Source organism: Atlantibacter sp., from assembly GCF_032062175.1.
Taxonomy (GTDB): Bacteria; Pseudomonadota; Gammaproteobacteria; order Enterobacterales; family Enterobacteriaceae; genus Atlantibacter.
Window position 1 is genome coordinate 1 of record NZ_DAMBQK010000032.1, and the last position, 24915, is coordinate 24915.

At 53.8% G+C, this 24915-nt stretch carries 22 protein-coding genes and 1 tRNA gene; 18 read left to right on the forward strand and 5 right to left on the reverse strand.

All coding sequences use genetic code 11. The features are described from left to right. The first annotated feature begins 84 nt into the window (after positions 1-84). Positions 85-171, forward strand: a tRNA-Leu gene (locus RT120_RS20165). 32 nt (positions 172-203) lie between these two features. On the opposite strand, the gene RT120_RS20170 is transcribed toward RT120_RS20165, so the two are convergent. Then, positions 204-440 (reverse strand): DUF1435 domain-containing protein, encoded by a 237-nt coding sequence (locus RT120_RS20170; RefSeq protein ID WP_312985471.1) that lies wholly within the window; start codon positions 438-440, stop codon positions 204-206. A 255-nt stretch (positions 441-695) separates the two neighbouring features. On the opposite strand from RT120_RS20170, the gene RT120_RS20175 reads away from it, so the two are divergent. Together RT120_RS20175 and fhuF are read left to right on the forward strand one after the other, a co-directional pair. Beyond that, the gene (locus RT120_RS20175; RefSeq protein ID WP_312985473.1) at positions 696-1763 is read left to right on the forward strand and encodes a diguanylate cyclase; all 1068 of its coding nucleotides are present in this window, start codon (positions 696-698) and stop codon (positions 1761-1763) included. Between the two features lie 80 nt (positions 1764-1843). Then, entirely contained in the window at positions 1844-2632 is a 789-nt protein-coding gene (fhuF, locus tag RT120_RS20180) for a siderophore-iron reductase FhuF (RefSeq protein WP_312985476.1), read from the forward strand. A 30-nt stretch (positions 2633-2662) separates the two neighbouring features. On the opposite strand, the gene RT120_RS20185 is transcribed toward fhuF, so the two are convergent. Further along, on the reverse strand, positions 2663-4006 hold the full coding sequence (locus RT120_RS20185; RefSeq protein ID WP_312985478.1) for a PTS sugar transporter subunit IIC: 1344 nt from the start codon (positions 4004-4006) through the stop codon (positions 2663-2665). Positions 4007-4320: 314 nt separating this feature from the next. Between RT120_RS20185 and RT120_RS20190 the strand changes: the two genes are divergently transcribed. Then, a complete protein-coding gene (locus RT120_RS20190; RefSeq protein ID WP_312985480.1) occupies positions 4321-4779 on the forward strand; it encodes a YbaK/EbsC family protein in 459 nt (152 codons plus the stop codon). A 45-nt stretch (positions 4780-4824) separates the two neighbouring features. Here RT120_RS20190 and bglJ read toward each other — a convergent pair whose 3' ends face one another. Next, a complete protein-coding gene (gene bglJ, locus RT120_RS20195) occupies positions 4825-5472 on the reverse strand; it encodes a DNA-binding transcriptional activator BglJ (RefSeq protein ID WP_312985482.1) in 648 nt (215 codons plus the stop codon). After that, positions 5448-6152: a helix-turn-helix domain-containing protein gene (locus RT120_RS20200; RefSeq protein WP_312985485.1), complete on the reverse strand. Its 705-nt coding sequence runs from the start codon at positions 6150-6152 to the stop codon at positions 5448-5450. Before RT120_RS20200 ends, bglJ begins: the two co-directional genes overlap by 25 nt. 825 nt (positions 6153-6977) lie before the next feature. Here RT120_RS20200 and RT120_RS20205 point away from each other — a divergent pair. From RT120_RS20205 to RT120_RS20240, 8 genes are all read left to right on the forward strand, one after another. Continuing rightward, positions 6978-7754 (forward strand): threonine/serine exporter ThrE family protein, encoded by a 777-nt coding sequence (locus RT120_RS20205; RefSeq protein ID WP_312985487.1) that lies wholly within the window; start codon positions 6978-6980, stop codon positions 7752-7754. Beyond that, the gene (locus RT120_RS20210; protein ID WP_312985489.1) at positions 7745-8218 is read left to right on the forward strand and encodes a threonine/serine exporter; all 474 of its coding nucleotides are present in this window, start codon (positions 7745-7747) and stop codon (positions 8216-8218) included. The genes RT120_RS20205 and RT120_RS20210 overlap by 10 nt, the downstream gene beginning before the upstream one ends. A 125-nt stretch (positions 8219-8343) precedes the next feature. Next, positions 8344-8889 (forward strand): primosomal protein DnaT, encoded by a 546-nt coding sequence (dnaT, locus tag RT120_RS20215; protein WP_312985491.1) that lies wholly within the window; start codon positions 8344-8346, stop codon positions 8887-8889. A gap of 2 nt (positions 8890-8891) precedes the next feature. Then, positions 8892-9632: a DNA replication protein DnaC gene (gene dnaC, locus RT120_RS20220; RefSeq protein ID WP_312985494.1), complete on the forward strand. Its 741-nt coding sequence runs from the start codon at positions 8892-8894 to the stop codon at positions 9630-9632. Between the two features lie 132 nt (positions 9633-9764). Beyond that, on the forward strand, positions 9765-10268 hold the full coding sequence (locus RT120_RS20225; protein WP_312985496.1) for a DUF2501 domain-containing protein: 504 nt from the start codon (positions 9765-9767) through the stop codon (positions 10266-10268). A 240-nt stretch (positions 10269-10508) separates the two neighbouring features. Next, the gene (gene opgB, locus RT120_RS20230; RefSeq protein ID WP_312985498.1) at positions 10509-12800 is read left to right on the forward strand and encodes a phosphatidylglycerol--membrane-oligosaccharide glycerophosphotransferase; all 2292 of its coding nucleotides are present in this window, start codon (positions 10509-10511) and stop codon (positions 12798-12800) included. Positions 12801-12836: 36 nt separating this feature from the next. Beyond that, positions 12837-14153, forward strand: a complete 1317-nt coding sequence (gene dsdA, locus RT120_RS20235; protein WP_312985500.1) for a D-serine ammonia-lyase — start codon at positions 12837-12839, stop codon at positions 14151-14153. Positions 14154-14303: 150 nt separating this feature from the next. Continuing rightward, complete coding sequence (locus tag RT120_RS20240) at positions 14304-16322, forward strand: NADPH-dependent 2,4-dienoyl-CoA reductase (protein WP_312985502.1); 2019 nt, start codon at positions 14304-14306, stop codon at positions 16320-16322. Here RT120_RS20240 and rlmG read toward each other — a convergent pair. Then, positions 16319-17449 (reverse strand): 23S rRNA (guanine(1835)-N(2))-methyltransferase RlmG, encoded by a 1131-nt coding sequence (gene rlmG / locus RT120_RS20245; protein WP_312985505.1) that lies wholly within the window; start codon positions 17447-17449, stop codon positions 16319-16321. The two genes, RT120_RS20240 and rlmG, sit on opposite strands and share 4 nt — an antisense overlap. Before the next feature lie 85 nt (positions 17450-17534). Between rlmG and RT120_RS20250 the strand changes: the two genes are divergently transcribed. From RT120_RS20250 to sstT, 6 genes are all read left to right on the forward strand, one after another. Beyond that, positions 17535-18035 carry a M48 family metallopeptidase gene (locus RT120_RS20250; RefSeq protein ID WP_312985507.1) on the forward strand — a complete coding sequence of 167 codons (501 nt, stop codon included), beginning with the start codon at positions 17535-17537 and terminating at the stop codon, positions 18033-18035. Positions 18036-18107: 72 nt separating this feature from the next. Further along, positions 18108-19106, forward strand: coding sequence for a Gfo/Idh/MocA family oxidoreductase (locus RT120_RS20255; RefSeq protein ID WP_312985512.1), 999 nt, complete (start codon positions 18108-18110; stop codon positions 19104-19106). A 289-nt stretch (positions 19107-19395) separates the two neighbouring features. Next, positions 19396-20364, forward strand: a complete 969-nt coding sequence (locus RT120_RS20260; protein WP_312985516.1) for a TerC family protein — start codon at positions 19396-19398, stop codon at positions 20362-20364. A 165-nt stretch (positions 20365-20529) separates the two neighbouring features. Continuing rightward, entirely contained in the window at positions 20530-22332 is a 1803-nt protein-coding gene (locus tag RT120_RS20265) for an alkaline phosphatase D family protein (RefSeq protein WP_312985520.1), read from the forward strand. 9 nt (positions 22333-22341) lie between these two features. Next, on the forward strand, positions 22342-23388 hold the full coding sequence (locus RT120_RS20270) for a hypothetical protein (RefSeq protein WP_312985523.1): 1047 nt from the start codon (positions 22342-22344) through the stop codon (positions 23386-23388). 266 nt (positions 23389-23654) lie between these two features. Further along, on the forward strand, positions 23655-24899 hold the full coding sequence (gene sstT, locus RT120_RS20275) for a serine/threonine transporter SstT (RefSeq protein ID WP_312985527.1): 1245 nt from the start codon (positions 23655-23657) through the stop codon (positions 24897-24899). The last annotated feature ends 16 nt before the right edge of the window (positions 24900-24915 follow it).

A 24915-nucleotide genomic window follows, 5' to 3' on the forward strand; every position in this document is an offset into this window, starting at 1 on the left:
TCAGGTGTTAGTGTCTTAACGGACGTGAGGGTTCAAGTCCCTCTCTTCGCACCAATGCGATGACGATATTTATCTTTACCCTGTGCGAAGGTGGCGGAATTGGTAGACGCGCTAGCTTCAGGTGTTAGTGCCTTAACGGGCGTGAGGGTTCAAGTCCCTCTCTTCGCACCACGCTTTACCCCCTCTTGTTTGACTTCCCTGTTTTAAAACCACTGTAAATTTAACGCAATCAGCATCAGCCCGCTGGTTAACGCTATGCATGACGGCAACAGCACGAAGTGACGCAGCCGCTTATGATAAAGCATGCCCGACGTCGCCAGCAGCGCCAGGACCACTACGCCCCGCCACTGTTCGAAGGTTAATCCGCTAAACGCCAGCACGGTTACCACCACGCCCGGCAGTACAATCCCCCATCCACTTTCCAGCGCTTTTTGCAACATGGCTACGCCTCTTACACTGATAACTCAAATGGCAATGATAAATTATATCATATGATATAAATTCTCATTTGCAAGTCTTCTGTTGTTAAGCGAACGTTGAGTTTTACGGGCAATTAATGACACGAATTGATGAAGGTGATAGATTGAGCAAATTGATAAAGATCATTAATTCTGGCTCGATCATGACCCACTTTCCGCCTGTTAGCCTTTATCTCCCCTCAACCTGACATAGCGCGTGTAAACAACGACTTAGATATGACGTCTCAAACCTGGCGATCGCTACTTCAAGAGAAGTACCAACTCTCATTACGCCTGTTTCTGTTTCTTAATGCGTTGTCGGCATTATTTAGCATGCTGAGCCCATTGTTCCGCGTAAAGATGATTACCGTGCCGCTGGTCACCCTACTGGCGCTCAGTATCGGGTTGTTGATATGGCGTTGGGTTAGCCAGGCGCGCACCATTAGCCTGAATCTGATCTCTCTTTTATTTGGCTCGCTCTGGGCCTGGCATATTTATCTTAAGCAACCTCATATTCCGCAACACGAATCCTCCTACCTGATCATTGCGTTAATGAGCGTGCTGTTTGTCGGTGCACTGGCATTTATTAATAACCTTAAAGCATTTATTTGCCATTGCCTGCCGGTGATCCTGACCGTGGTATGGCTGGATCAGGGGCAACACACTATCCGCATGCTGTACGCCGTGGCGCTACCGATGGTGGGTATTGTGATCCAGCATCTTATTCAGAAGCGCAACGACGCATTTGCCCAGGGCCTGATGTTTAAGCTGATGGAAGAGAAAAAAACGCTCACCGATTTAAGCATGGTCGATCCACTCACTGGCCTGTATAACCGGCGCGGCTTTCAAAACCGGCTGGAGAACCTGTTTGCATTAGGGTCGGAACGTAACGTGGTGGTGGTGCTGGATATCGACCACTTCAAGGCTTACAACGACCATTACGGCCATATGATGGGCGACCAGGCGCTGGCCCGCGTGTCAGCGGCCATCCGCGATGCGGTGCGTTCGCGGGATATCGTGGCGCGCTTTGGCGGTGAAGAGTTTCTGGTGTTATTAACCAATACCGATCTGGAAATGGCACGCAAAACCGCAGAGCGGATACGCCAGCGGGTGTTTGATCTGCGTATTCCCCACCGTTTTAATGCCGAGGTCGCCACTAATGTGACCATCAGTATTGGCCTCGCCCCAATGCACGAACGAGATTTTAACGACGCATTTAAGCTTGCGGATAAAGCCCTGTATAAAGCCAAGCATCTGGGGCGCAACCATATTCTCACCAGCGAAGAGATGGAAACTGAACAGTAGCCGATGAATCCGCTTGCCATCGGCAAAACCCATCGTTAGGATTGGCAATCATTATCATTTAGATTTGCTATTCCGTACATATGGCTTACCTTTCGCTTCAGTTGGAAAACGCTGCCGTCGCGTCGCCTGCCCCATTTAACGATACGGGAATGCTCGCGGACGCGCTCCGTCACGCCCTGCGCGAGCACCATCCGCATTTACTCGACACCGTAAAGTTTGATGAACCGACGCCCATCAATGCGCTGACGCTGTCGCACTGGGCGCAGCCTGGTACGTTAAACGCCCTGATGACGACCTATGGCGATCATCTTTACGCCCAACATATTGAACAGGCGTGGGAAGTAAAACCGCTGAAGTCACTGTGGGCGCAATGGTATGTGGGCCTGCTCACGCCTGCGCTGATGGCAATTGTGCTGACGCATCCGCAAGGCTTGCGTCTTTCCCCGGATGTCATTCGGGCGCGTTTCCATGAAACGGGCCGTGTGGAATCGTTCTGGATTGATGTCTACCCGTATCCCGAATCGGCGAGTCTTAGTCTACGCGAGCGGATGGAATACCTGGTCGGCAATGTGCTGATGCCGGTGGTCGACGCGCTGGAAGAAAGCGGCGATATCAACGGGCGCCTGATATGGAGCAACACGGGCTATCTGATCAACTGGTTCCTGGGCGAATTAAAGCCGCGCCTGGGTGAAGCCGCCTGGCAGTTGCTGCGCCAGGCCTGCTTCTTTGAAAAAACGCGTCTGGATGGACGTGACAACCCGCTCTATCGCACCGTTGTACCGCGTGAAGGATTACTGGTGCGCCGCACCTGCTGCCAGCGTAACCGTCTGCCTGGCGTTCAGCAATGCGGCGACTGCACGCTGAAATAATCAGCCCGCGTCCCGCACGGGCTGGCAACCTCACGCTACCTGCTGACTATCGGCCTCCTGCGCCTGGCTTTCCGCCGCTTCCTGCGCCAGCAGCTGTTTTTCATACACTTTGAAAAACGGGTAGTAAATAATGGCAGACACTACCGCCAGTACAATCACCAACAGCGCGGCCCGGTAATCCCAACCCAGCGCCCAGGCACCGCCAATTGGCGCTGGCGCAGTCCAGGGCACCACCGAAATTACCCGGCTAATCAGATCGAATTTCATAGCCGCCCAGGCAAGCACTGCATTAACCATCGGTGCCAGCAGGAACGGGATAAAAAACACCGGATTCATGACAATCGGCGTACCGAAGATAACCGGTTCGTTGATGTTGAACAGGCTGGGCACCACGCTCAAACGCCCAATCGCCCGCAGATGCGCTGAACGGCTTCTCAAATAACAAATCACCAACCCCATAGTCGCGCCTGAACCACCGACCACGATAAAAAAGGTCCAGAACGCCTCCATAAAGATATGCGGCAAGGGTGCGCCCTGCGCCAGCGCGGCCTGGTTTGCGGCAAGGTTGGTTAGCCAGAACATTTGCAGCATCCCGGACACAATCGCCGCACCGTGAATGCCGGCAAACCACAGCAGATGGCCGATAAGTACCGCCAACAAAATTGCCGGTAACGAATCTGCTGCCGCCACCAGTGGTTTAAAGATCGACATGATCGCTTGTGGGATCAACATATCGAACTGCGACTGGATCAGCAGGCTGAGCGGGTAAAGCGTAAGCACGACCACCAGCACCGGGATCAGCAAGTCAAACGAGTTCTTGATCATCGGCGGCACCTGATCAGGCAGGCGAATGCCGATATTGTGCGTTTTCAAAAAACGCATCATCTCAACGCAGTAAATTGCCACCAGAATGGCGGTGAAAATGCCGGTGCCGCCAAGGCTATCTCCTGGCAACGCGCCTTTGGTTTTCGGCGCGGCTACCAGCAAAAACGCCATCAGCGACAGCATCGCACCCATAAAGGGATCAAGCTGGTAGCTCTTCATGTAGTGTTTGCCGAGGTTATAAGCAATGGCCACGCAGATGTAGATCGACATGATCCCCATAGTCATATCAAACGGCGACAGGATCTGCCCCTCGAATTGTTTCGCCAGCGCCAGCCAACTACGGGCGAAACCCCAGGTCGTATCCGGTGAAAAAGGCGGATAGGCAAAAACCAACAGGAACGAACCCACGATCATAAACGGCATAGCAGAAATGAAGCCATCACGGATGGCCATAACGTGGCGCTGTGAAGAAATACGCACGGCGACAGGACTGACATAGTTTTCTACAAAGCGGAAGATGACATTGAATGCAGCATGATTGGCAGACATCGCAGTTCTCCTGTCAGGCGATGAAATGCAGATGCCAGCACCATGACGACCACTGTGCATCCTTTCCCATACACCCTGCGTAAAGCACGGTAAAAGAGAGGGTTAGAAGCGACTAATCGAATGAATCAGAAAAAGATAACGAACTCAGTATTAGTCCGCCCCACCCGGCCTGCAACCGGTTACAGTGTCCACTTTTTGTCATTGTGAAGAAGATCGCTAATTGGTCTGGTGTTAACGGCAGGTGAAAGATTGTCAATTTACAAGCGCAAAGCCGCTGTGCCAGATTAATGGGCGACATGATGCAGGAGCCCATAATGAGTATTGAGTCTGTACGTAAATTTTTAGCTGAGTACGCCCCGGATATCGACATCATCGAATTAAACCAAAGCACGGCGACGGTAGCCCTGGCAGCGGCCGCGCATAACGTTGAGCCCGGTCAAATTGCAAAAACGTTATCGCTGAAAGTGAAAGAAGAGATTATCCTGGTCGTCGCAAAGGGTGATGCGCGGCTGGATAATAAAAAACTTAAGGCTACTTTTGGCGCTAAGGCGCGCATGCTGAATAGCGATGAAGTCGTCACATGGACGGGACATCCCGTTGGTGGGGTATGCCCATTCGGGCTGGAGCACCCTCTCACGGTTTATTGCGACGTTTCGCTGCAAACGTATCAGGAAGTGTTACCCGCAGCGGGCGCCATCCATAGCGCCGTACGTATTTCTCCCCAGCGGCTGGCGGAACTCACCGCCGCGCATTGGGTTGATGTGTGTCAGTAAGACTCGCGCAATGCATTATTCAGGCCCGGTCCCGGCCTGAATAACTTACAAAAAGTTATTGCGATAGCGCAGGATATCCGCCGCATCTAACAGCCCGGCATCATTATTTACACCCAACTTCAACATGGCATTAAATTTATGCGCGCGTATCGTTTTGATGTTTCTCTCAAGACAGGATGCGATCTGCGAAACAGAATAACCATCTGTTAAATAGCGTAGGATGACGCGCTCGGTAGGACTCAGCAAGCGCGGGCTATTGCTAATATACCAGTGGTTGGCGCTGTTCTCGGTAGCGCGCCCTGAATCATTCAGCAATGCTGAAAGCTCGTCATAGAAGCGCACCACCGGCGAATCCTTATTCACTACGCCGCTGATCATCGTTTGCGACAGCTGGGTAATTAATTTCGCTTCGTCAGTACCATTCACCATAACAATACGTTTCAGGCTCGGCTGTACGGAGGCGATTTCACTAAATAATTGCAGACAATCCCGGCGATGTTCCCGTGATCCGGACAGCGAAAAAATAACGCCGTGAAACGGGATATGCGTACGCATTTGCATAAACTCATCCCGGTTGTTAAAAAAGGTGACGCGGTATTGAGATTGCTTAGCAAAAAGCGCTTTCATTCCTGCGGCAATTAATGCGCAGGTTTCTATTACCGCAATGTTTAGTTCACTGCCATATTGTTCCATTGTTGTGTTTCCCTGTGCATAGATAATAAATTCAACTCCTTTAACCCCTGGAAGCTATTTATCCATCCATACATTTCAGCATTGGATTTCAGCGCCAGGCGACGCATTGCACTGTGTTTTTGAGCGCTAATGGTTTTATTACTTTTCTTAAGTAGTTGGGCTATCTGGTTGATACCCCAACCTTTTGCTAACAACCGTAAGACTTGTTTCTCTGAAGCCGTTAATAACGGCGTGTTTTCATCATCACTGTTGCTATCCTCTTTGATGGCCAGGAGTGAATGGCTGATCCGTTCGACTTTCTGGCTCCCCAGGAAAATGGCATTGGCGATGGTTTCTGTGGATTCGCACGTTGATAGCAACGTGGTTTCTGGGCGCATCAACCATTCGACCGCTTTGGCAAAACATGCCCTGGGAACTAAAAACACCCAGTGAACCTCCCGGAAACGGGAGATCAAGGAATAGTAAATATCGCATTCACGGGCAAGTTTATGCTCGTCGCCACCCAGTTCAGCGATAACTACCGAGGCTCGCATTAATTCGCTGTTACCGATGTTTTTCACATCAGTAAAATGCACCAGTCCCATTCGTTCGATATGACTATCGACGACTTTCTGAAGTCCCGTATGCATTAAAGGCGTTTCGCTAACGACAATTCCTTGCCTGTTGTAAATGGGCAACACACTTCCTCCATGAATATTTTATAAATATTCTTATCCTGTATGATTTAAGCTTTTACAATATTGTAATTAATAGATTGAGTTTACTCTCAGGCATCGAAAAACCGCAGAGCGCGAATGCATTCTGCCTGAGGCACGATTAACTTAAGAACATTCTAAAAATGCGCTTTCAAAGAGTCAATATGTAGAAATAAAAAGTGAATTAAGAATAAATTTATAACGAAAGAAAAGAGTTACAACCTGAAACCAATACTGTCCATTAATAAACATTAATGACTGTTACGCTCACCCTTAAAAGCCTTTAAATGGTTTTAAATTAATTAAATACATTATTTAAAAATAGTACTACCAATACATAATAGCTGAACAGGTTATCCATAATCATACAAAAGATTGTTAATAAATAACCACTTTTGATTTAACGATGTGAGTAATACCTCGTTTTATCGCTTTTTTGATAGCTATCCCTTTATTGAGGTTGGTTTACGGGCACCCCGCTAAAAAACCATCAGAAGCAGAAGAGCGAAAGCTGTCTCAGTCCAAATGATAAAAATAATTTAAAAAATAGATAACCCACCGATTACAATATTTTTTAAAAGCGCTTTACCTCTCTTTATTTAGCATGGTTGGCCCAAAAAGCCTGCCCCTTCGAAACAAACCACCAAAAGATCTTTTGGTTGCAAAACTTCGCAAGATTTACGCCTTATCCAGATCCAGCAAGCTAATAACTTTCTGCTGAAAAATTGATCCTGATGACTAAATGTTATGCTGACCGATATGTTAAAACCGTTCTCTTCTCTTTTTGTTGTCGAGTGTTTTGCCTGAACCATGGAACAAGAAGTCGTTACGCAGCGGGAAGTCACCCGCTTATGTATTCAGTGCGGTCTGTTTTTATTACAGCACGGTGCCGAAAGTGCGCTGATTGAAGAACTGTCGACCCGGTTAGGGTTGGCATTAGGTATGGACAGCGTGGAAAGCTCTATTTCTGCAAATGCCATCGTGCTGACGACCATTAAGGACGATCAATGCCTGACTTCAACGCGCAAAAACGTCGATCGCGGCATTAATATGCATGTGGTCACTGAGGTTCAACACATCGTGATTCTGGCGGAGCATAAACTCATCGATCTCCCAACGGTGAAAAAACGCTTTAATCAGATTAAGCCATTGCGCTATCCGCGCTGGCTGGTGGTCACGATGGTGGGGCTGTCCTGCGCCTGCTTCTGCAAACTAAACAACGGCGGTTGGGATGGCGCGCTGGTGACCTTTATCGCCAGCGCCGTGGCCATGTATGTGCGCCAGGTCTTTACCCAGCGCCACCTGCACCCGCAGATCAACTTTTGTCTGACGGCGTTTGTCGCCACTACGGTATCCGGCTTGCTGCTTACGCTTGCCCCCTTTCTTCACACCTCAACCGTGGCGATGGCCGCCAGCGTATTATTGTTAGTGCCCGGTTTTCCGCTGATCAATGCCGTGGCGGATATGTTTAAAGGCCATATCAACACCGGCCTGGCGCGCTGGGCGATGGCAAGCCTGTTGACGCTGGCGACCTGTATTGGCGTGGTGATGGCATTATCACTGTGGGGGCTGCGCGGATGGGCGTAATCGATTTTATCCTCGCGCTGCTTCAGGACATGCTGCTCTCTGCCATTCCGGCGGTAGGATTCGCGCTGGTATTCAACGTGCCACAGCGGGCGTTGCCGTGGTGTGCGTTATTGGGCGCGATAGGTCATGGTTCGAGGATGGCGATGATGACGGCGGGTTTCAATATCGAATGGAGCACGTTTGTCGCCTCAATACTGGTGGGCATTATCGGCATCCGCTGGTCGCGCTGGTATCTGGCGCATCCCAAAGTGTTTACCGTCGCCGCCGTGATCCCGATGTTCCCGGGGATCTACGCTTATACCGCCATGATCTCCGCTGTAAAACTTAGCCACTTCGGCTACAGCGACCCGCTGATGGTGGCGCTGGTCACCAACTTCCTGAAAGCCTCTTTTATTGTCGGCGCGCTATCCATTGGCCTCTCGCTGCCGGGATTATGGTTATACCGCAAAAAGCCCCGCGTCTGATCGTCATGAATGTCGGGGGAAGCGTCAAAAGCATCCCCCGACTGTGCTACTATGGAAAGTGCATCGCCAGCCAGGACTGATGCTTGTCAGCCCGTGTAGTTAACCGCCTGTTTTGAGAACGTTTTATGTCTTCCAGAATCCTCACACCTGACGTTATCGGTATTGATGCCTTTTATAACGACCCGCAAGGCGCGCTATCTCGCGCTGACAGCGGGGCGCTGGCGGTCTTTAAAGATAACGCCCCGGCATTTTACGCCGTATCGCCTGCCCGCATGGCGGAACTCATTGCGCTTGAAGCCCGGTTAAACGCGCCGCAGTCGGATGTCGCCCTGGAAGATCAGCTGTTTGATGAACTCACCGCGCAAAGCCATCCGGTGCCGGTGCCGCTGGGCAAATTCGCCATGTATCCGGCATGGAAACCCGATGCCGATTTCCAGCGTATGGCGGCGCTGTGGGGCGTTAACTTAATCCAGCCGGTGACCGACGAAGAACTGGCGACGTTTATCAGCTACTGGCAGGCGGAAGGCAAAGTCTTTCATCATGTACAGTGGCAGCAGAAACTGGCGCGCAGCGTGCAAATCAGCCGGGCCAGCAACGGCGGCGCGGCGCGACGCGACGTTAACAGCGTGCCGCAACCCGATAACAGCATTCCCGATGGATTCAGAGGCTAACGATGAAACACGTCACTGACCTGATGGCGCGGCTGAAAAAGATGATGCCCCGCGATGTTAAACCGGCGTTCACCACCGCCGAAGAGCTGCTCGCCTGGCAACAGGCGCAAGGCAAACTGCGTTCGGCCTCCATCGCCCGCGAAAACCAGGCCATGAAAATGCAGCGTACCTTTAAGCGATCCGGCATCCGTGAACTGCATATGAACTGCTCGTTCGACAACTATCAGGTCGAAACGGAAGGACAGATGAAGGCGCTGGAGCGCGCCAGGAAATACGCGGCGGAGTTTGACGGCAACATCGCCAGCTTTGTATTTTCAGGCCGTCCCGGCACCGGTAAAAACCATTTGGCCGCCGCTATCTGCAACGAGCTGCTGCTGCGCGGCAAATCGGTGATGATCATTACCGTCGCGGACATTATGTCGGCGATGAAAAACACCTTCAGCAACGGTGCAGATACCACCGAAGAGCGGCTGATTAACGATCTCAGCACCGTAGATCTGTTGGTGGTCGATGAGATCGGTATGCAGACCGAATCACGCTACGAAAAAGTGATCATTAACCAGATCGTCGACCGCCGCTCTTCCTCCAAACGCCCCACCGGGATGCTCACCAACCTGCCGATCAAAGAGATGAACGCGCTGCTCGGCGAACGCGTCATGGATCGTATGCGGCTGGGCAACAGCCTGTGGGTGAACTTCGACTGGGACAGCTATCGCAGCCGCGTCACCGGTCGTGAAGTATAAAAGCGCCAGATAACTCCGAAACAGCAGGCGCCAGGTTCTGAAACGCCTGCTCACCTCTCCTTCCTTCCCAGGGCCCGGTATACACTAGCCACGACTTTTGCCTGCCCCCAGGCCAACCATGAGATCGTGCCGATGAAATCAGTAACACAGATGTTTCAGCTTGCCGCCTGTGGCGCAATGTTGATGGCGACCAGCAGCTATGCCGCGACCTGGCAAGAGAGCTTATCCAGCGCCGCCAGCCAGTTGAGCCAGTCCCAGAGCCAGACCACAACCAGCGGTGCGCAAAGCAACTCGCTGTCCTCGCTCAGTGGTCTGCTAACGGGCGGAACCCAGGCGTTAAGCTCAGAAAATATGCCTAACGTGGCGGGCATCCTCGGTTACTGCATGAAGCAAAAACTGGTTTCCGCGACCAATACCGAAAACGTTAAAAACCAGATTATGGAAAAGTTAGGCTTGAGCACGCCGCAGGCGCAAACCACCACGCCAGATTACACCGAAGGGCTGATGGGGATGCTGAATACGGCAAAAGGCGAACAGCTTGACCTTGCGACCATTGGCAATTCGCCGCTGGCGGAAAAAGTGAAAACCAAGGCCTGTGACCTGGTCCTCAAGCAAGGCGTTAATTTCCTGATGTAAATTTTCAACGGGTGTTTTTTTGCACCCGTTGTCTCCTTATTTCCCCCACACTTTGCCGCTACACTGCCTGCCTACACGTAATGTGCGCGCAATCAAATAATCCCATAACTAAACCAATTCTTAACCACTACACACTTTGATGACACTAGAATTGCAGCTGTGTTACCGAAAAGTTAGATTGTGCTGTTAAAAAAGATGATTGACTGAACAGGCGTGGTGCCTGCTGGTGAGGATTTGGCGTTGTCAGAACTGCTCTCGGTTGTTTTATTTATCGCCTCGATCGTAATTTATTCCCTCAAGGCGGGCCGTAATACCTGGTGGTTTGCCGCCACACTGGTGGTTCTTGGCCTGTTTGTTATCTTAAACATCACCCTTTATGCCAGCGACTATTTTACCGGCGACGGCATTAACGACGCGGTGATCTACACGCTAACCAACAGCCTGGCGGGTGCGGGCGTTGGTAAATACCTGTTGCCTGGCGCTGCTCTGATTGCCGCGCTGGTGCTGGTGTTTGGCGCGCTGGCCTGGGTGTTACGCCGCCGCCGTCATCGTCCTTACCATTTTGGTTACAGCCTGCTGGCACTGGTGATGGCGCTTGCCTCCGTGGACGCCAGCCCGGCGTTTCGCCAAATCAGCGAGCTGGTGAAGTCGCAAAGCCGCGACGGCGATCCTGATTTTGTGGCGTACTACAAAGAGCCGAAAAAGGTCATTGATAATCCGCAGCTCAACCTGGTGTATATCTATGGCGAAAGCCTGGAACGCACCTATTTTGACGACCAGGCATTCCCCGGCCTTACGCCGGAGCTGGGCGCGTTAAAAAATGAAGGGATCGATTTCAGCCAGACCGCACAATTGCCGGGCACCGATTACACCATCGCCGGCATGGTGGCCTCCCAGTGCGGTATTCCGCTGTTCGCGCCGTTTGAAGGCAACGCGTCGGCGTCCATGTCGAGCTTCTTCCCGCAGAATATCTGCCTTGGCGATATCCTGAAAAACTCCGGTTACGAAAACCACTTTGTCCAGGGCGCCAGCCTGCGCTTCGCCGGGAAAGACGTATTTTTAAAATCCCACGGTTTCGACCATTTATACGGCGCGGATGAGCTTAAAAGTGTGGTTGCCGATCCGCATTACCGCAACGACTGGGGTTTCTACGACGACACGGTTCTCGACCAGGCGTGGCAGAAATTCGAAACGTTATCCAAAGAAGGCAAACGCTTCTCGCTGTTTACACTGACGGTGGACACGCATCACCCGGACGGCTTTGTATCACGCACCTGCGAGCGTAAACGTTACGACATCGACGGCAAAGCCAATCAGTCGTTCAGCGCGGTGACCTGTAGCCAGCAACATATCGCCGCGTTTATCAATAAAATCAAAGCGTCGCCGTACTATAAAAATACCGTTATCGTGGTCTCTTCCGATCACCTGGCGATGAACAACACCGCCTGGAAATACCTCAATCAGCAGGATCGCAACAACCTGTTCTTCGTGCTGCGCGGCGATAAGCCCCAGCAGGAAGTGATGGCGGTTAAACGTAACACCATGGATAACGGCGCGACGGTGCTGGACATCCTGGGCGGCGATAACTTTATTGGCCTCGGACGCAGCAGCCTGTCCGGGGACTCGTTGTCCACCGTGTTCCTGAACATGAAAGAGAAAGTGCTGGCCTGGAAGCCGGACGTGATCCGCCTGTGGAATTTCCCGCGTGAAATTAAAGACTTCACCATCGATCAGGAAAAACAGACCATCGCGTTTTCCGGTTCGAACTTCCGCCTGCCGCTGCTGCTGCGGGTATCGGATAAAAAAGTCGAACCGCTGCCGGAAAGCGAATACTCCGCGCCGCTGCGCTATCAGCTGGCGGATTTCGCTCCGCGCGATAACTTTATCTGGATCGATCGCTGCTACAAAATGGCTCGCCTGTGGTCTTCACAGTGGGCGTTGTCCACCGACTGGTGCGTGTCGCAAGGCCAGCTAGGCGGCGAGCAGAAAATCAGCCATGTCGATAAACCGAAGTGGCAAGGCAAAGCGGCGTTTCGCGATACGGTAATCGATACCCTGCGCTACCAGGGTAACGTCGACATGCTGAAAACCGTGGATAACGACATTCGCTACAAAGCCGACAGCTTTGTGTTCAACGTCGCTGGCGCGCCGGAAGAGGTGAAAAGCTTCAGCGGAATTTCCCGCCCGGAATCCTGGGGGCGCTGGTCCAACGCACAACTAGATAAAGAAGTGAAGATTGAATACTACCAGCCGCTGCCGGAGAAATTCGAGCTGGTGATCACCGCCAAAGCCTTTGGGCCGAACGCTAACCAGCCGATCCCAGTGCGGGTCGGCAACAGCGAACAGACTCTGACGCTGGGCAATGACGTCACCACCACCACCCTGCATTTCGATAACCCGTCACGCAGCAATACGCTGGTGATTGTGCCCCCTGCCCCGCAGGAAACCAACGAAGGCAATATTCTCGGCCATTCGCCGCGTAAGCTGGGCATCGGGATGGTGGACATTAAGGTAGTGAAATCCGAAGGCTGACGGGTAAGATGGGCTCAATAACGACAAGGAACCCTCATGCCTGCGCCAACTGTTCCGCAACTGGTCAGCCGCTTTCCGCTGCTGAACGATCTTATCGCCTTGCGCGAAACCCAGTGGTTTAATCCTGCCGTCACTTCGCTGGCGGAAGGATTGCCCTGGGTTGGTTTAACCCATCACGATGTGCAAGACGCTGAAGCCCGTCTGCAACGCTTTGCGCCCTGGATAGCCCACGTTTTCCCGGAAACCGCTGCCAGCGGCGGGATTATTGAATCTCCCTGTGTTGCTATCCCCGCGATGCAAAACGCGCTCGAAGCGCACTATGCGCAGCCGCTGCCTGGCCAACTGTGGCTCAAAAAAGACAGCCATCTGCCGGTCTCTGGATCGATTAAAGCGCGTGGCGGGATCTACGAAGTGCTATTTCATGCCGAGAAACTGGCGCTTGAGGCGGGTCTGCTTCAGCTTACCGATAATTACCGCAAACTGGCGGACCTGCCGTTTCGCCAATTCTTCAGCCAGCATCGTATCGCGGTCGGCTCCACCGGTAATCTGGGGCTGTCTATCGGCATTGCTTCCGCAAGGCTGGGTTTTCAGGTGAGCGTGCATATGTCGGCAGACGCGCGGGAATGGAAGAAAGCGCTGCTGCGCGCCAACGGCGTCACGGTGGTGGAATACGCGGATGACTACAGCGTCGCCGTGGAACAGGGCCGCCGTGAGGCGGAACAGGATCCGCGCTGTTTCTTTATTGATGATGAAAACTCCCACAATTTGTTTCTGGGTTACGCGGTGGCGGGCGGCAGGCTAAAACGCCAGTTCGCAGACGCGGGAATTACGGTGGATGCCGACCATCCGCTGTTTGTTTATTTACCCTGCGGCGTCGGCGGCGGCCCAGGCGGCGTGGCGTTCGGCCTGAAGCTGGCGTTTGGTGATGATGTGCATTGTCTCTTCGCTGAGCCGACCCACTCGCCCTGTATGTTGCTCGGCGTCCACACTGGCCTGCATGACGCTATTTCGGTGCAGGAATTGGGGATTGATAACCAGACCGCCGCCGACGGTCTGGCGGTGGGCCGCGCCTCCGGTTTTGTGGGCCGTGCGATGGCGCGCTTAATCGACGGCTATTACACCCTGAGCGATGACACGCTGTTCACCCTGCTGGGTATGTTGAACCAGCAGGAACATATCGCGTTGGAGCCCTCCGCGCTGGCCGGTATGCCCGGCCCGTGGCGCTGGGATGACGCCTATCGCCGCCGCTTTAGCGAGCAGGCGCGACGCAACGCCACCCATCTGGTCTGGGCCACTGGCGGCGGCATGGTGCCCGCCGACGAGATGGCGAAATACCTCGCCCGCAGCCGCTAAGCGTATAAACGGCAGGCTCGCCTGCCGTTATTCACTGCGTTCTTTGAATCCCATCACAATCACCGATTGCGCTTTTTCCATTCCTTGTCAGGACAGCTAAATTAGAAACTCATCCGACCACATAACAATAATTTTACATTGGAAGAGACTATGAGCTACCCGTCGCTGTTCGCCCCGCTGGATTTAGGGTTCACCACGCTAAAAAACCGTGTCCTGATGGGCTCAATGCATACCGGCCTTGAAGAGCGCCCGGATGGCCCGGAACGGCTGGCGGCGTTTTATGCCGAACGCGCGCGGCACGGCGTGGCGCTGATTGTGACGGGAGGGATAGCACCCGCGCCTTCTGGCGTTGCGGTAGCTGGCGGCGCGATGCTGAACGACCGCAGCCATCTGGATCATCATCGGCGGGTAACCGACGCGGTACACCGTGAAGGCGGCAAAATCGCGCTGCAAATCCTCCATACCGGGCGCTACAGCTATCAGCCCCATCCGGTTGCGCCGTCGGCTATTCAGGCGCCGATCAACCGTTTCGCGCCCCATGCCCTGACCCACGATGAAATCCTGTCGCTGATTAATAACTTCGCGACCTGCGCCCAACTGGCGCGGGAAGCGGGTTACGACGGCGTGGAAATTATGGGCTCCGAAGGCTATCTGATTAACCAGTTCCTGGCGGCGCGTACCAATACCCGCGAGGATGAATGGGGCGGTGATTACTCACGCCGGATGCGCTTCGCCACGGAAGTGGTGCGCACGGTGCGCGGACGGGTGGGCGACGATTTTATTATTATCTACCGCCTGTCGATGCTCGATTTAGTGGAAGGCGGCGGAACCTTTGACGAAACCGTGATGCTGGCGAAGGCCATCGAAGCGGCGGGTGCGACAATCATCAATACCGGCATCGGCTGGCACGAAGCGCGTATTCCCACCATCGCCACCCCGGTGCCGCGCGGCGCGTTCAGTTGGGTAACCCGCAAGCTCAAAGGCCAGGTGGCGATCCCGCTGGTAACCACTAACCGGATAAACGATCCGGCGGTGGCTGATGCGATCCTCGCCTCGGGTGATGCCGATATGGTCTCAATGGCGCGTCCTTTCCTGGCGGATGCCGAGTTGCTCAGCAAAGCGCAAAGCGGACGCGAGGATGAAATCAATACCTGCATCGGCTGTAACCAGGCGTGTCTCGACCAGATCTTTGTCGGTAAAGTCACCTCCTGCCTGGTGAACCCGCGCGCCTGCCATGAAACGACAATGCCCATCCTCCCGGCGGCGGTGGCAAAAAATCTCGCCGTGGTTGGCGCGGGGCCTGCCGGGCTGGCGTTTGCGGTTAACGCTGCACTGCGCGGTCATCGGGTGACGCTGTTCGACGCCGCCCCGGAAATCGGCGGGCAGTTCAACATCGCCAAACAGATCCCCGGTAAAGAGGAGTTTTACGAAACTCTGCGCTACTACCGCCGGATGCTGGAGATTACCGGCGTGGACGTCCGGTTAAATACACCGGTCAACCCGGCGATGCTCGCGGAAGCTGACGAGGTGATCCTGGCCTGCGGCATTGAGCCGCGCATTCCGCTGATTGACGGTATCGATCATCCCCGTGTGCTGAACTATCTGGACGTGCTACGGGATAAAAAACCGGTGGGCGAACGCGTGGCGATTATCGGCTGCGGCGGAATTGGCTTCGATACCGCAATGTATCTGAGCCAGCGGGGCGAGCCCACCAGCCAGAATATCGCTGAATTCTGCGCCGAATGGGGTATCGACACCAGTCTGGAACAGGTGGGCGGATTGCGCCCTGAAGGGCCGCAACTGCCGCAAAGCCCGCGCAAAATCGTGATGCTGCAACGTAAAGCCAGCAAACCTGGCGAAGGGCTTGGCAAAACCACCGGCTGGATCCACCGCACCACCCTGCTATCACGCGGCGTGAAGATGATCCCCGGTGTCAGCTATCAGCGTATCGACGATGAAGGTTTGCACATCACGATTAACGGCGAGCCGCAAATCCTGGCGGTGGATAATGTCATTCTGTGCGCCGGGCAGGAGCCGCGCCGCGAACTGGCAGAACCGCTGCGTGAAGCCGGCAAAACCGTGCATTTGATTGGCGGGTGCGACGTGGCGCTGGAGCTGGACGCCCGGCGCGCGATTGCGCAGGGCACCCGGCTGGCGCTGGAGATTTAGCGGCTTTTACGCAGCTTCACCGCCTTCAGCACTACAAATTTATTGTTGGTGGCGACGGTGGTGCAGTTGCCGAAAATTTTCTTCAGCTTGCGGTAATAATCGAGGTGGCGGTTGCCGACGACGCGCAGCTCGCCGCCGTACTTCAGGCAACGCCGCGCATCGTTAAACATCTGCCAGGCGATATGATCGGTGATGGCGTGTTGCTGGTGGAACGGCGGATTGCACAGCACCGCGTGAAAACGGTCCGGCTCTATGCCTGCCAGCGCATTGTTCACTACAAACTCGCTGCGCGCCAGCGCGTCCGGCAGATTGTGCTCGACGTTTAACCGGCTCGACGCCAGCGCCATAAACGACTCATCGATAAACACCACCCGGCCCTGCGGGTTTTGCGCCAGTAGCGTTAAGCCAATCACGCCGTTACCGCAGCCCAAATCCACCATCTCCCCTTCCACGTTTTCCGGCAGATGCTCCATAAAGAAACGCGCGCCGATATCCAGCCCAGTACGGGAGAACACGTTGGCATGGTTGTGGAGGGTCCAGGACGTCTCGTCGAGTTTCCAGTTTATGGTCGCGGGCGCAGCATTCAGCGCAGGCAGCGTCACGCTGCCGTAAATCAGCCGTGCCTTTTTCCACGCCAGCGAGGTGGTGGTCGGCCCGAGGATTTTTTCAAACAGCGCCAGGGTGGAATTATGAATATCCCGCGCTTTAGCGCCGGCGATAATGCGGGTTTCCGGCGTGACCACCGCGCGTAAGGCGCGTAGCTGCTGTTCCAGCAAGGCCAGCTGTTTAGGGATCTTAATCAGCACCAGCGCCGGAGCCGCAGGCAGCGGCGCGAGGGAGTCCTGGAATACGATGCTGTCTGAATCAATCTGATTCAGCCGCAGGTTGTGCCGCGCGGCCTGCTGGGCGATAAACGAATCGCTGATATTCCACGGGCGGCGAGCCGCCAGCGCGCAGGTTAATGCGCCGAACGCATCGTTAAAAATCAGCGTCGGGCCGTCGGTTTGCGGCAAGTCCTGCAACAAATATTCATCGGCGGCATCCCACGCCTGTAACGGGGCCTCTTCCGGCATGGGCGGATAGCGCTCAAGCGTTAATTCGCATGCATTTAACTCAACCTGGCTCATCGGCCCTCCACGGTGCTAAAATTCGCGCGATTTATCCCTTAATTACGCATCTGAGTAAACCTTTTTTTCTCTCGCTGAGGCATCCATGAGCGCACTGCTGTATCTCCAGGGCTACCCCGAATCCTTGTTAAGCCAGGTGAACAGCCTGATCGAGCAGGGGCGGCTGGGTGATGTGCTGAACAAGCGTTACCCGCAACTGCATGATATCGCGACCGATAAAGCGTTATGGAACTACGTGCAGGAGATCAAAAACCGCCATCTGCGCAGCAGTCCGCCGTTAAGTAAAGTGGCCTGGGACAACAAGATCCACGTACTGAAACACGCGCTGGGTTTGCACACCGCCGTGTCGCGGGTGCAGGGCAATAAGCTGAAGGCAAAGGCGGAAATTCGCGTGGCGACGGTATTCCGCCAGGCTCCGGAACCGTTTTTGCGCATGATCGTGGTACATGAGCTGGCGCACCTGAAAGAGAAAGAACACAACAAAGCGTTTTATCAACTGTGCTGCCATATGGAGCCGGACTACCACCAGTTGGAATTCGATACCCGCCTGTGGCTGACCCATCAGGCATTGCTCAGTTCTGCGTAACAGGCCACGTGATTTCCTGCGATCGCATGCTACTCTGACGGGTACATTCCACTGCGGAGTTAAGTCCCCGATATGATACGTTTCGCTGTTATTGGCACCAACTGGATCACCCGCCAGTTCGTCGATGCCGCCCATGAGACCGGCAAATTAAAACTCACGGCGGTCTATTCACGTACCCTTGAACAGGCTCAGATGTTCGCCAACGACTATCCCGTCGAGCATCTGTTTACTTCGCTGGAGTCTCTGGCGCAGAGCGACGATATTGACGCGGTGTATATCGCCAGCCCCAACTCCCTGCACTTCTCGCAATCCTGCCTGTTTCTGAGCCATAAGAAACATGTGATTTGCGAGAAACCGTTAGCCTCGAACCTGCGTGAAGTGGAAGCGGCTATCGCCATAGCACGCGAAAACCAGGTGGTGTTTTTCGAAGCGTTCAAAACCGCCAGCCTGCCCAATTTTATCGCCCTGAGCCAGGCGCTGCCAAAAGTCGGCAAGCTGCGTAAAGCACTGCTCAACTATTGCCAGTATTCGTCACGCTACCAGCGCTATCTGGACGGCGAGAACCCAAACACCTTTAATCCGGCCTATTCCAACGGCTCGATTATGGATATCGGTTTTTACTGCCTGGCGAGCGCCGTGGCGCTGTGGGGCGAACCTGCGTCGGTCACCGCATCAGCCAGCCTGCTGGACAGCGGCGTCGATGCCCACGGCACGGTGGTGATGCACTATGGCGATGCCGACGTCACCCTGCTGCATTCCAAAGTCAGCGACTCTGGCCTGCATAGCGAAATCCAGGGCGAGGCCGGTACGCTGGTGATCGAGAAGATCTCCGAGTGCCAGCGCATCACCTTTATTCCGCGCGGCGGCAAAGCCCAGGATCTCTCTCTGCCCCAGCATATCAATACCATGCTGTATGAGGCTGAAACCTTTGCCCGGCTGGTAGAAACTCACGAAGTGAACCATCCGGGACTGACGGTCAGCCGCACTACGGCGAAACTGCTCACCGAGATCCGCGCCCAGACCGGCGTCAAGTTTCCGGCGGATGATGTCAACGAACCGCTAACCGCGTAAAGCTCAGTAAATCCCCCAGCAGCGTCGTTGACGAGATCATTGACGCTGCATACTTTTTATCTGCAAAGGGGAGTAACTTCCTTGCCGACGGATCGTCAATACGGTGCTGTGCACCCGGTCGTCGGGCAACTCGAAAATGCGTATCAGGCATCGTCAACGACGCTGGTGAACACGGGTATTTCGCGTTGTAAGTGAGACCTTGCCGGAAGGTGAGATCCATTTGCAGCTCAGGCAAAGCGGCTAACGTCTTCCGACGTTGGCCGTTTTTCATTTTTAAGGAATGATGCTTATGAATACCGTGGGAACTCCCCTGCTGTGGGGCGGCTTTGCTGTCATTGTGTTGATTATGCTGGCCATCGACCTGTTGCTTCAGGGACGGCGCGGCGCGCATACCATGACCATGAAGCAGGCAGCGGTCTGGTCGCTGATTTGGGTCGGGCTGTCATTGCTGTTTAATTTAGGCTTCTGGTGGTATCTCACCGGCACCGAGGGCCGCGCGGTGGCAGACGCCCAGGCACTCGCCTTCCTCACCGGTTATTTAATCGAGAAAGCGCTGGCGGTGGATAACGTCTTCGTCTGGTTGATGCTGTTCAGCTACTTCGCCGTTCCTCCAGCATTGCAGCGTCGCGTACTGATTTACGGCGTACTCGGCGCGATCGTGTTGCGTACCATTATGATTTTCGCAGGTAGCTGGCTGATTTCGCAGTTTGAATGGCTGTTGTACGTGTTCGGCGCGTTCCTGCTGTTTACCGGCGTGAAAATGGCGCTCGCCAAAGAAGACGAAGCCGGCATCGGCGAGAAACCGATCGTGCGCTGGCTGCGCGGCCATTTGCGCATGACCGATAAAATCGAAAACGAGAAATTCTTCGTGCGCCACAACGGCCTGCTGTACGTCACTCCGCTGTTCCTGGTGCTGATCCTGGTGGAAATCAGCGACGTGATTTTCGCGGTAGACAGTATTCCGGCAATCTTCGCGGTCACCACCGATCCATTTATCGTGCTGACCTCTAACCTGTTCGCGATCCTCGGCCTGCGCGCCATGTACTTCCTGCTGGCGGGCGTCGCGGAACGTTTCACTATGCTGAAATACGGCCTGTCGGTGATCCTGGTGTTTATCGGCGTTAAGATGCTGATTGTCGATTTCTACCATATCCCAATCGCTATCTCGCTTGGCGTGGTAGGCGGGATTCTGGTGGTGACGCTGCTGATTAACGCCTGGGTGAATCACCGTAACGACAGGCGCAAATCGTTGTCATAACGGCCGGGCGTCTCAACGCGGCAACACTGCGTTGAGACGCCTCATCACAATGTCTTACCCCTACCCGCTCATTCACGCTTTCGTATCATCCGGCTTGTTTCCGCACCTTTTATAATCACACCATAGTGACCCTGACCGGCCATGCCTTTAATGGTGGGTAAGAAAATGAGCAAACTGTTTAAACCCGCGCTGGGCCCGATTATCGGGCATACCACCGATACTGCCTGCCGCCTGTGGATTGCCGCTTACCCCAACCACGATGAAAACGACATCGCGAATAATATTCGCACCGTCGGGGTGATTGGCGTGGCGGGCGCGAATGGAAAAGTGGCAGCGGAGAATATCTGGTACTTCCGCTTGCGCCGCCAGTATCACCGTACCGGCGTTTATACGCTGGGCAAGGATGTGAATTTATGGGCCAATGAGGACGAGCAGAAAAAACTCAAGCCTTTTGTGTTGAAACCCGCTACGCGCTATCGGGTTCGCTTGGCGTATCTGGAAATCAGCCTGCCGTCGGAGGAAATGGACGGCGACGCCAGTGAAGAAGTGGTTAAAACGCTTCCCCCGGCGCGAGTCTGGGCAGATCAATTAAATGATGAAACACTTAATGCGCAATATGTGACCGCCGACTTTACCACGCAGCCCAAACCAACCGCCGCGCAGCCGATTAAATTTCTGTTTGGCTCCTGTCGCAATAACTGGTTTAACGGGGTGCCTTTTTACAAGAAAAAGGAATCTGACCTTATTTTCAAAGCCATGTATGAACAACATGCTGACGCTAATTTTGTCTTAATGGTTGGCGATCAGATTTATGCCGACTCGGCATCGGTTTATGTCCCGGCATTTAAAGCAGACACGTATAAAGAGTTTGAAGAGGCCTATCACGAAAACTATAAAAGCCTGAATTTCCGCCGTTTAACCTCACATATCCCTACTTATATGATCCTTGACGATCATGAAATAGAAGATAACTGGACTCAGGATCGGGTGAACAAAACCCATTATCTACCCGGCTTCTTCAGCAATAGTTGCGATTTATTCAACTGCGCCATTAGCGCTTATATGAGTTATCAGTGGATCCACGGTCCGCGCTTTCCGGACAGCTATATTCATCAGCGCAAAGATAAGCTCATCGGCAGTGAAAAATATCTGGCCGAGATGGATGTGCCGCGTTTGTTCTACGATTTCAACTGCGGCGGTTACCCTTTCTTTGTACTGGATACGCGCACCACGCGTTACAAAAACGACGCCAACCAGCGCGACGACAACAATATTAACAACAACCATCTGTTGGGATTGCCCTCAAAACATCCAACGGAACCCAGCCAGTTGGACAGGCTATGTGCATGGTTGATTCATATGCAGAAGGATTATGGTAACCGCCCTAAATTTATCGTCTCTTCCGGCGTATTTGTCCCTAACGAAATCGCTACCGCCGGGGATGATTTCCGGGCGCGCAGGAATAAAGATAACAGCGATACCTGGACCGCCTTTCCACAAACGCGCAATCAGGTGTTAAAGACCCTTCTTAAGCATCAGATTGAAAATGTTATTTTTCTCTCTGGCGATATTCATTGCACTAACCTGTGCGAAATTGAAATTAACGGCATCGCCGGAGAAAAAATTCATGCCTGGTCGATTACCTCTTCGCCGTTTTACTGGCCTTATACGTTTATTAACGGCGAAACGGCAAAATATGTTCGTGATTCCATAGTGGAAAATGACAGCTTCGATATTTATGAGACGCTGTTAAGTAACCCTCAGCCGGGAACGGCATTGGGCACCATGAATTATCAATCCTGGGGCTATACCCAAAATAATAATTTTGCCCGAATCGATATTGATGCGGACAAACAGCAAATGAAAGTGCAGTTTTTCGACACGGGCGGAAACCCGATCCCCGTGGCGAAACGGAACGGCGATAAAAATAGCCGCCCTGAAATCATTACACTCACGCCCTGGCCGTAAGAGTTGGCTATGCGCTACCTGTGGCTGGTTTTGGCGCTACTACTGTGCGGCTGTTTATCTAAGCCGCAGGTGGGCGCGCATCAGCTCTGGTCGGGCAAAGACGCCGCCGAGCCGGCGTTACACTATCTCGGTGTCGGTGGCTGGTTGCTCCCCTGGCATGGCGAAGGCGTACTTTTTGCGCCGTCATTCACCAATCCGGCGCTGGCGGGCATAACCGGGCTCCCGCCGGTTAAGGTGAAAAGCGATCCGGTGAAAATTCAGCAAATGATGCCGGACGCCCGTTTTGTCTCGATGCTGCTGGTGGGCCATGCCCATTACGATCACTTACTGGATGTGTCTGACGTGATAAAGAACCAGGCGCCCAACGCAAAGATTTATGGTTCGGAAACGGTGGTGAATATCCTGCAATATCAGTTCCGTGACGATCCGCAACGCCTGTCGCGTTTACATAATGTGTTAGCACAGATTGCCTCTGTACCCGATATGTCGCGCCCTGGCGATAGCGGAAAATGGATTTACTCTGACAGCGGCTATATTCGTGCAAAACCCATCCGCAGCATGCATGCCGGGCATATTTTCGGGGTGGATTTGCTGCCCGGTATTTATGAATCGCCCCCTACTGAACCGCTGAATAACGTCCGGGACTGGCGGCTTGGCACGCCTGTGGCGTGGCTGGTAGACCTGCTGGATGACCAGAAAAAACCGGTGTACCGCATTCACTATCAGGATTCCGCCGCCACGCCACCATGGGGGTTCCCACCCCGGGAGCCAGACGGTAAACGCATCGACGTGGAGATACTGTGCGCCGGTTCCTGGCATCAGGTTTATCACTATCCCGCGGCCCTGCTGGATTTCACGAAACCCCGCATGGTGCTGATTGGCCACTGGGAGAATTTCTTCGGCAACAAGCCTGATGATGTGCGGATCATTCCAGGGCTCGATCTCAAAGGGATGGTAGACATCGTTCGCCGCCACGTAGCGCCAAAAACGCCTGTGTATACGCCGTTACCCTTCACGAAAATTCCGCTACCTGCGCCACAGGCAAGTCACCTGTAACGCGTCACCGCCAAACGCCAGAACGTCACGCTATAGCCAGCCATTTTGGCTTTGCAATATCACCTGAATCAGAAGTGCTATTAATGTCACATGATTGTTATTTTAAAGTTAAAAAACTGGAGCGATTCGGAAAAAACAGCACTATCCCCTTCCTCTCGCACGGCAAATCCCTATACTCATCCATGCAAACATCTGTTACATCCGGTCACAAAGCTTTTAATAATATTGACGCGGGATGGAACCACATCACATCTGAAGGAATATCTATGAGCACGCAATCTCAACCAGGGTTGTTGCGCCGTCTTGCGGGCGGCAGTCTGGTTAAACAAATCCTTGTCGGCTTAGTTCTCGGCATTCTGCTGGCGTTAGTTTCAAAAGACGCGGCAATAGCGGCAGGTCTGCTGGGGACGTTATTCGTCGGCGCGTTAAAAGCCGTTGCGCCGGTGCTGGTACTGGTTCTGGTGATGGCGTCTATCGCCAACCACCGCCAGGGTCAAAAAACCAATATTCGCCCTATTCTGTTTTTGTATCTGATCGGGACGTTCGCCGCAGCCCTGACGGCAGTGCTGTTCAGCTTCGCCTTCCCGTCAACGCTGCACCTCACCACCGGCGCGACGGAAATCACGCCGCCTTCCGGCATTGTGGAAGTGATGCGTGGCCTGCTGATGAGCATGGTATCCAACCCAATTGACGCGCTGCTTAACGCCAACTATATCGGCATCCTGGTCTGGGCTGTGGGCCTCGGCTTCGCATTGCGTCACGGTAACGACACCACCAAAAACCTGCTCAACGACGTGTCCGACGCGGTGACCTTTATGGTAACGCTGGTGATTCGCTTCGCGCCGATTGGTATTTTTGGCCTGGTGGCGTCCACTCTGGCGGAAACCGGCTTCGCAACCCTGTGGGGCTATGCGCAGCTGCTGGTGGTACTGATTGGCTGTATGTTCCTGGTGGCGTTTGTCATCAACCCGCTGATCGTTTGGTACAAAATCCGCCGCAATCCCTATCCGCTGGTGCTGGCTTGCCTGCGTGAAAGCGGCGTTACCGCCTTTTTCACCCGCAGCTCTGCCGCCAACATTCCGGTGAACATGGCGATGTGCGAGAAGATGAACCTGGACCGCGATACCTATTCGGTGTCGATCCCGCTGGGTGCAACCATCAACATGGCGGGCGCGGCTATCACCATTACCGTGCTGACCCTGGCGGCGGTGAATACGCTGGGTATTGCAATGGACATCCCGACCGCATTGCTGCTGAGCGTGGTGGCATCGCTGTGCGCCTGCGGTGCATCCGGCGTGGCGGGCGGCTCACTGCTACTGATCCCGCTGGCCTGTAATATGTTTGGTATCCCGAACGAAATCGCCATGCAGGTGGTCGCGGTCGGCTTTATCATCGGCGTATTGCAGGATTCCTGCGAAACCGCGCTAAACTCCTCAACAGATGTTATCTTCACCGCCGCAGTCTGCCAGGCGGAAGACCAACGTTTAGCGGATAACGCAATCCGCAGTTAATCCTCAGCGGCGGGCC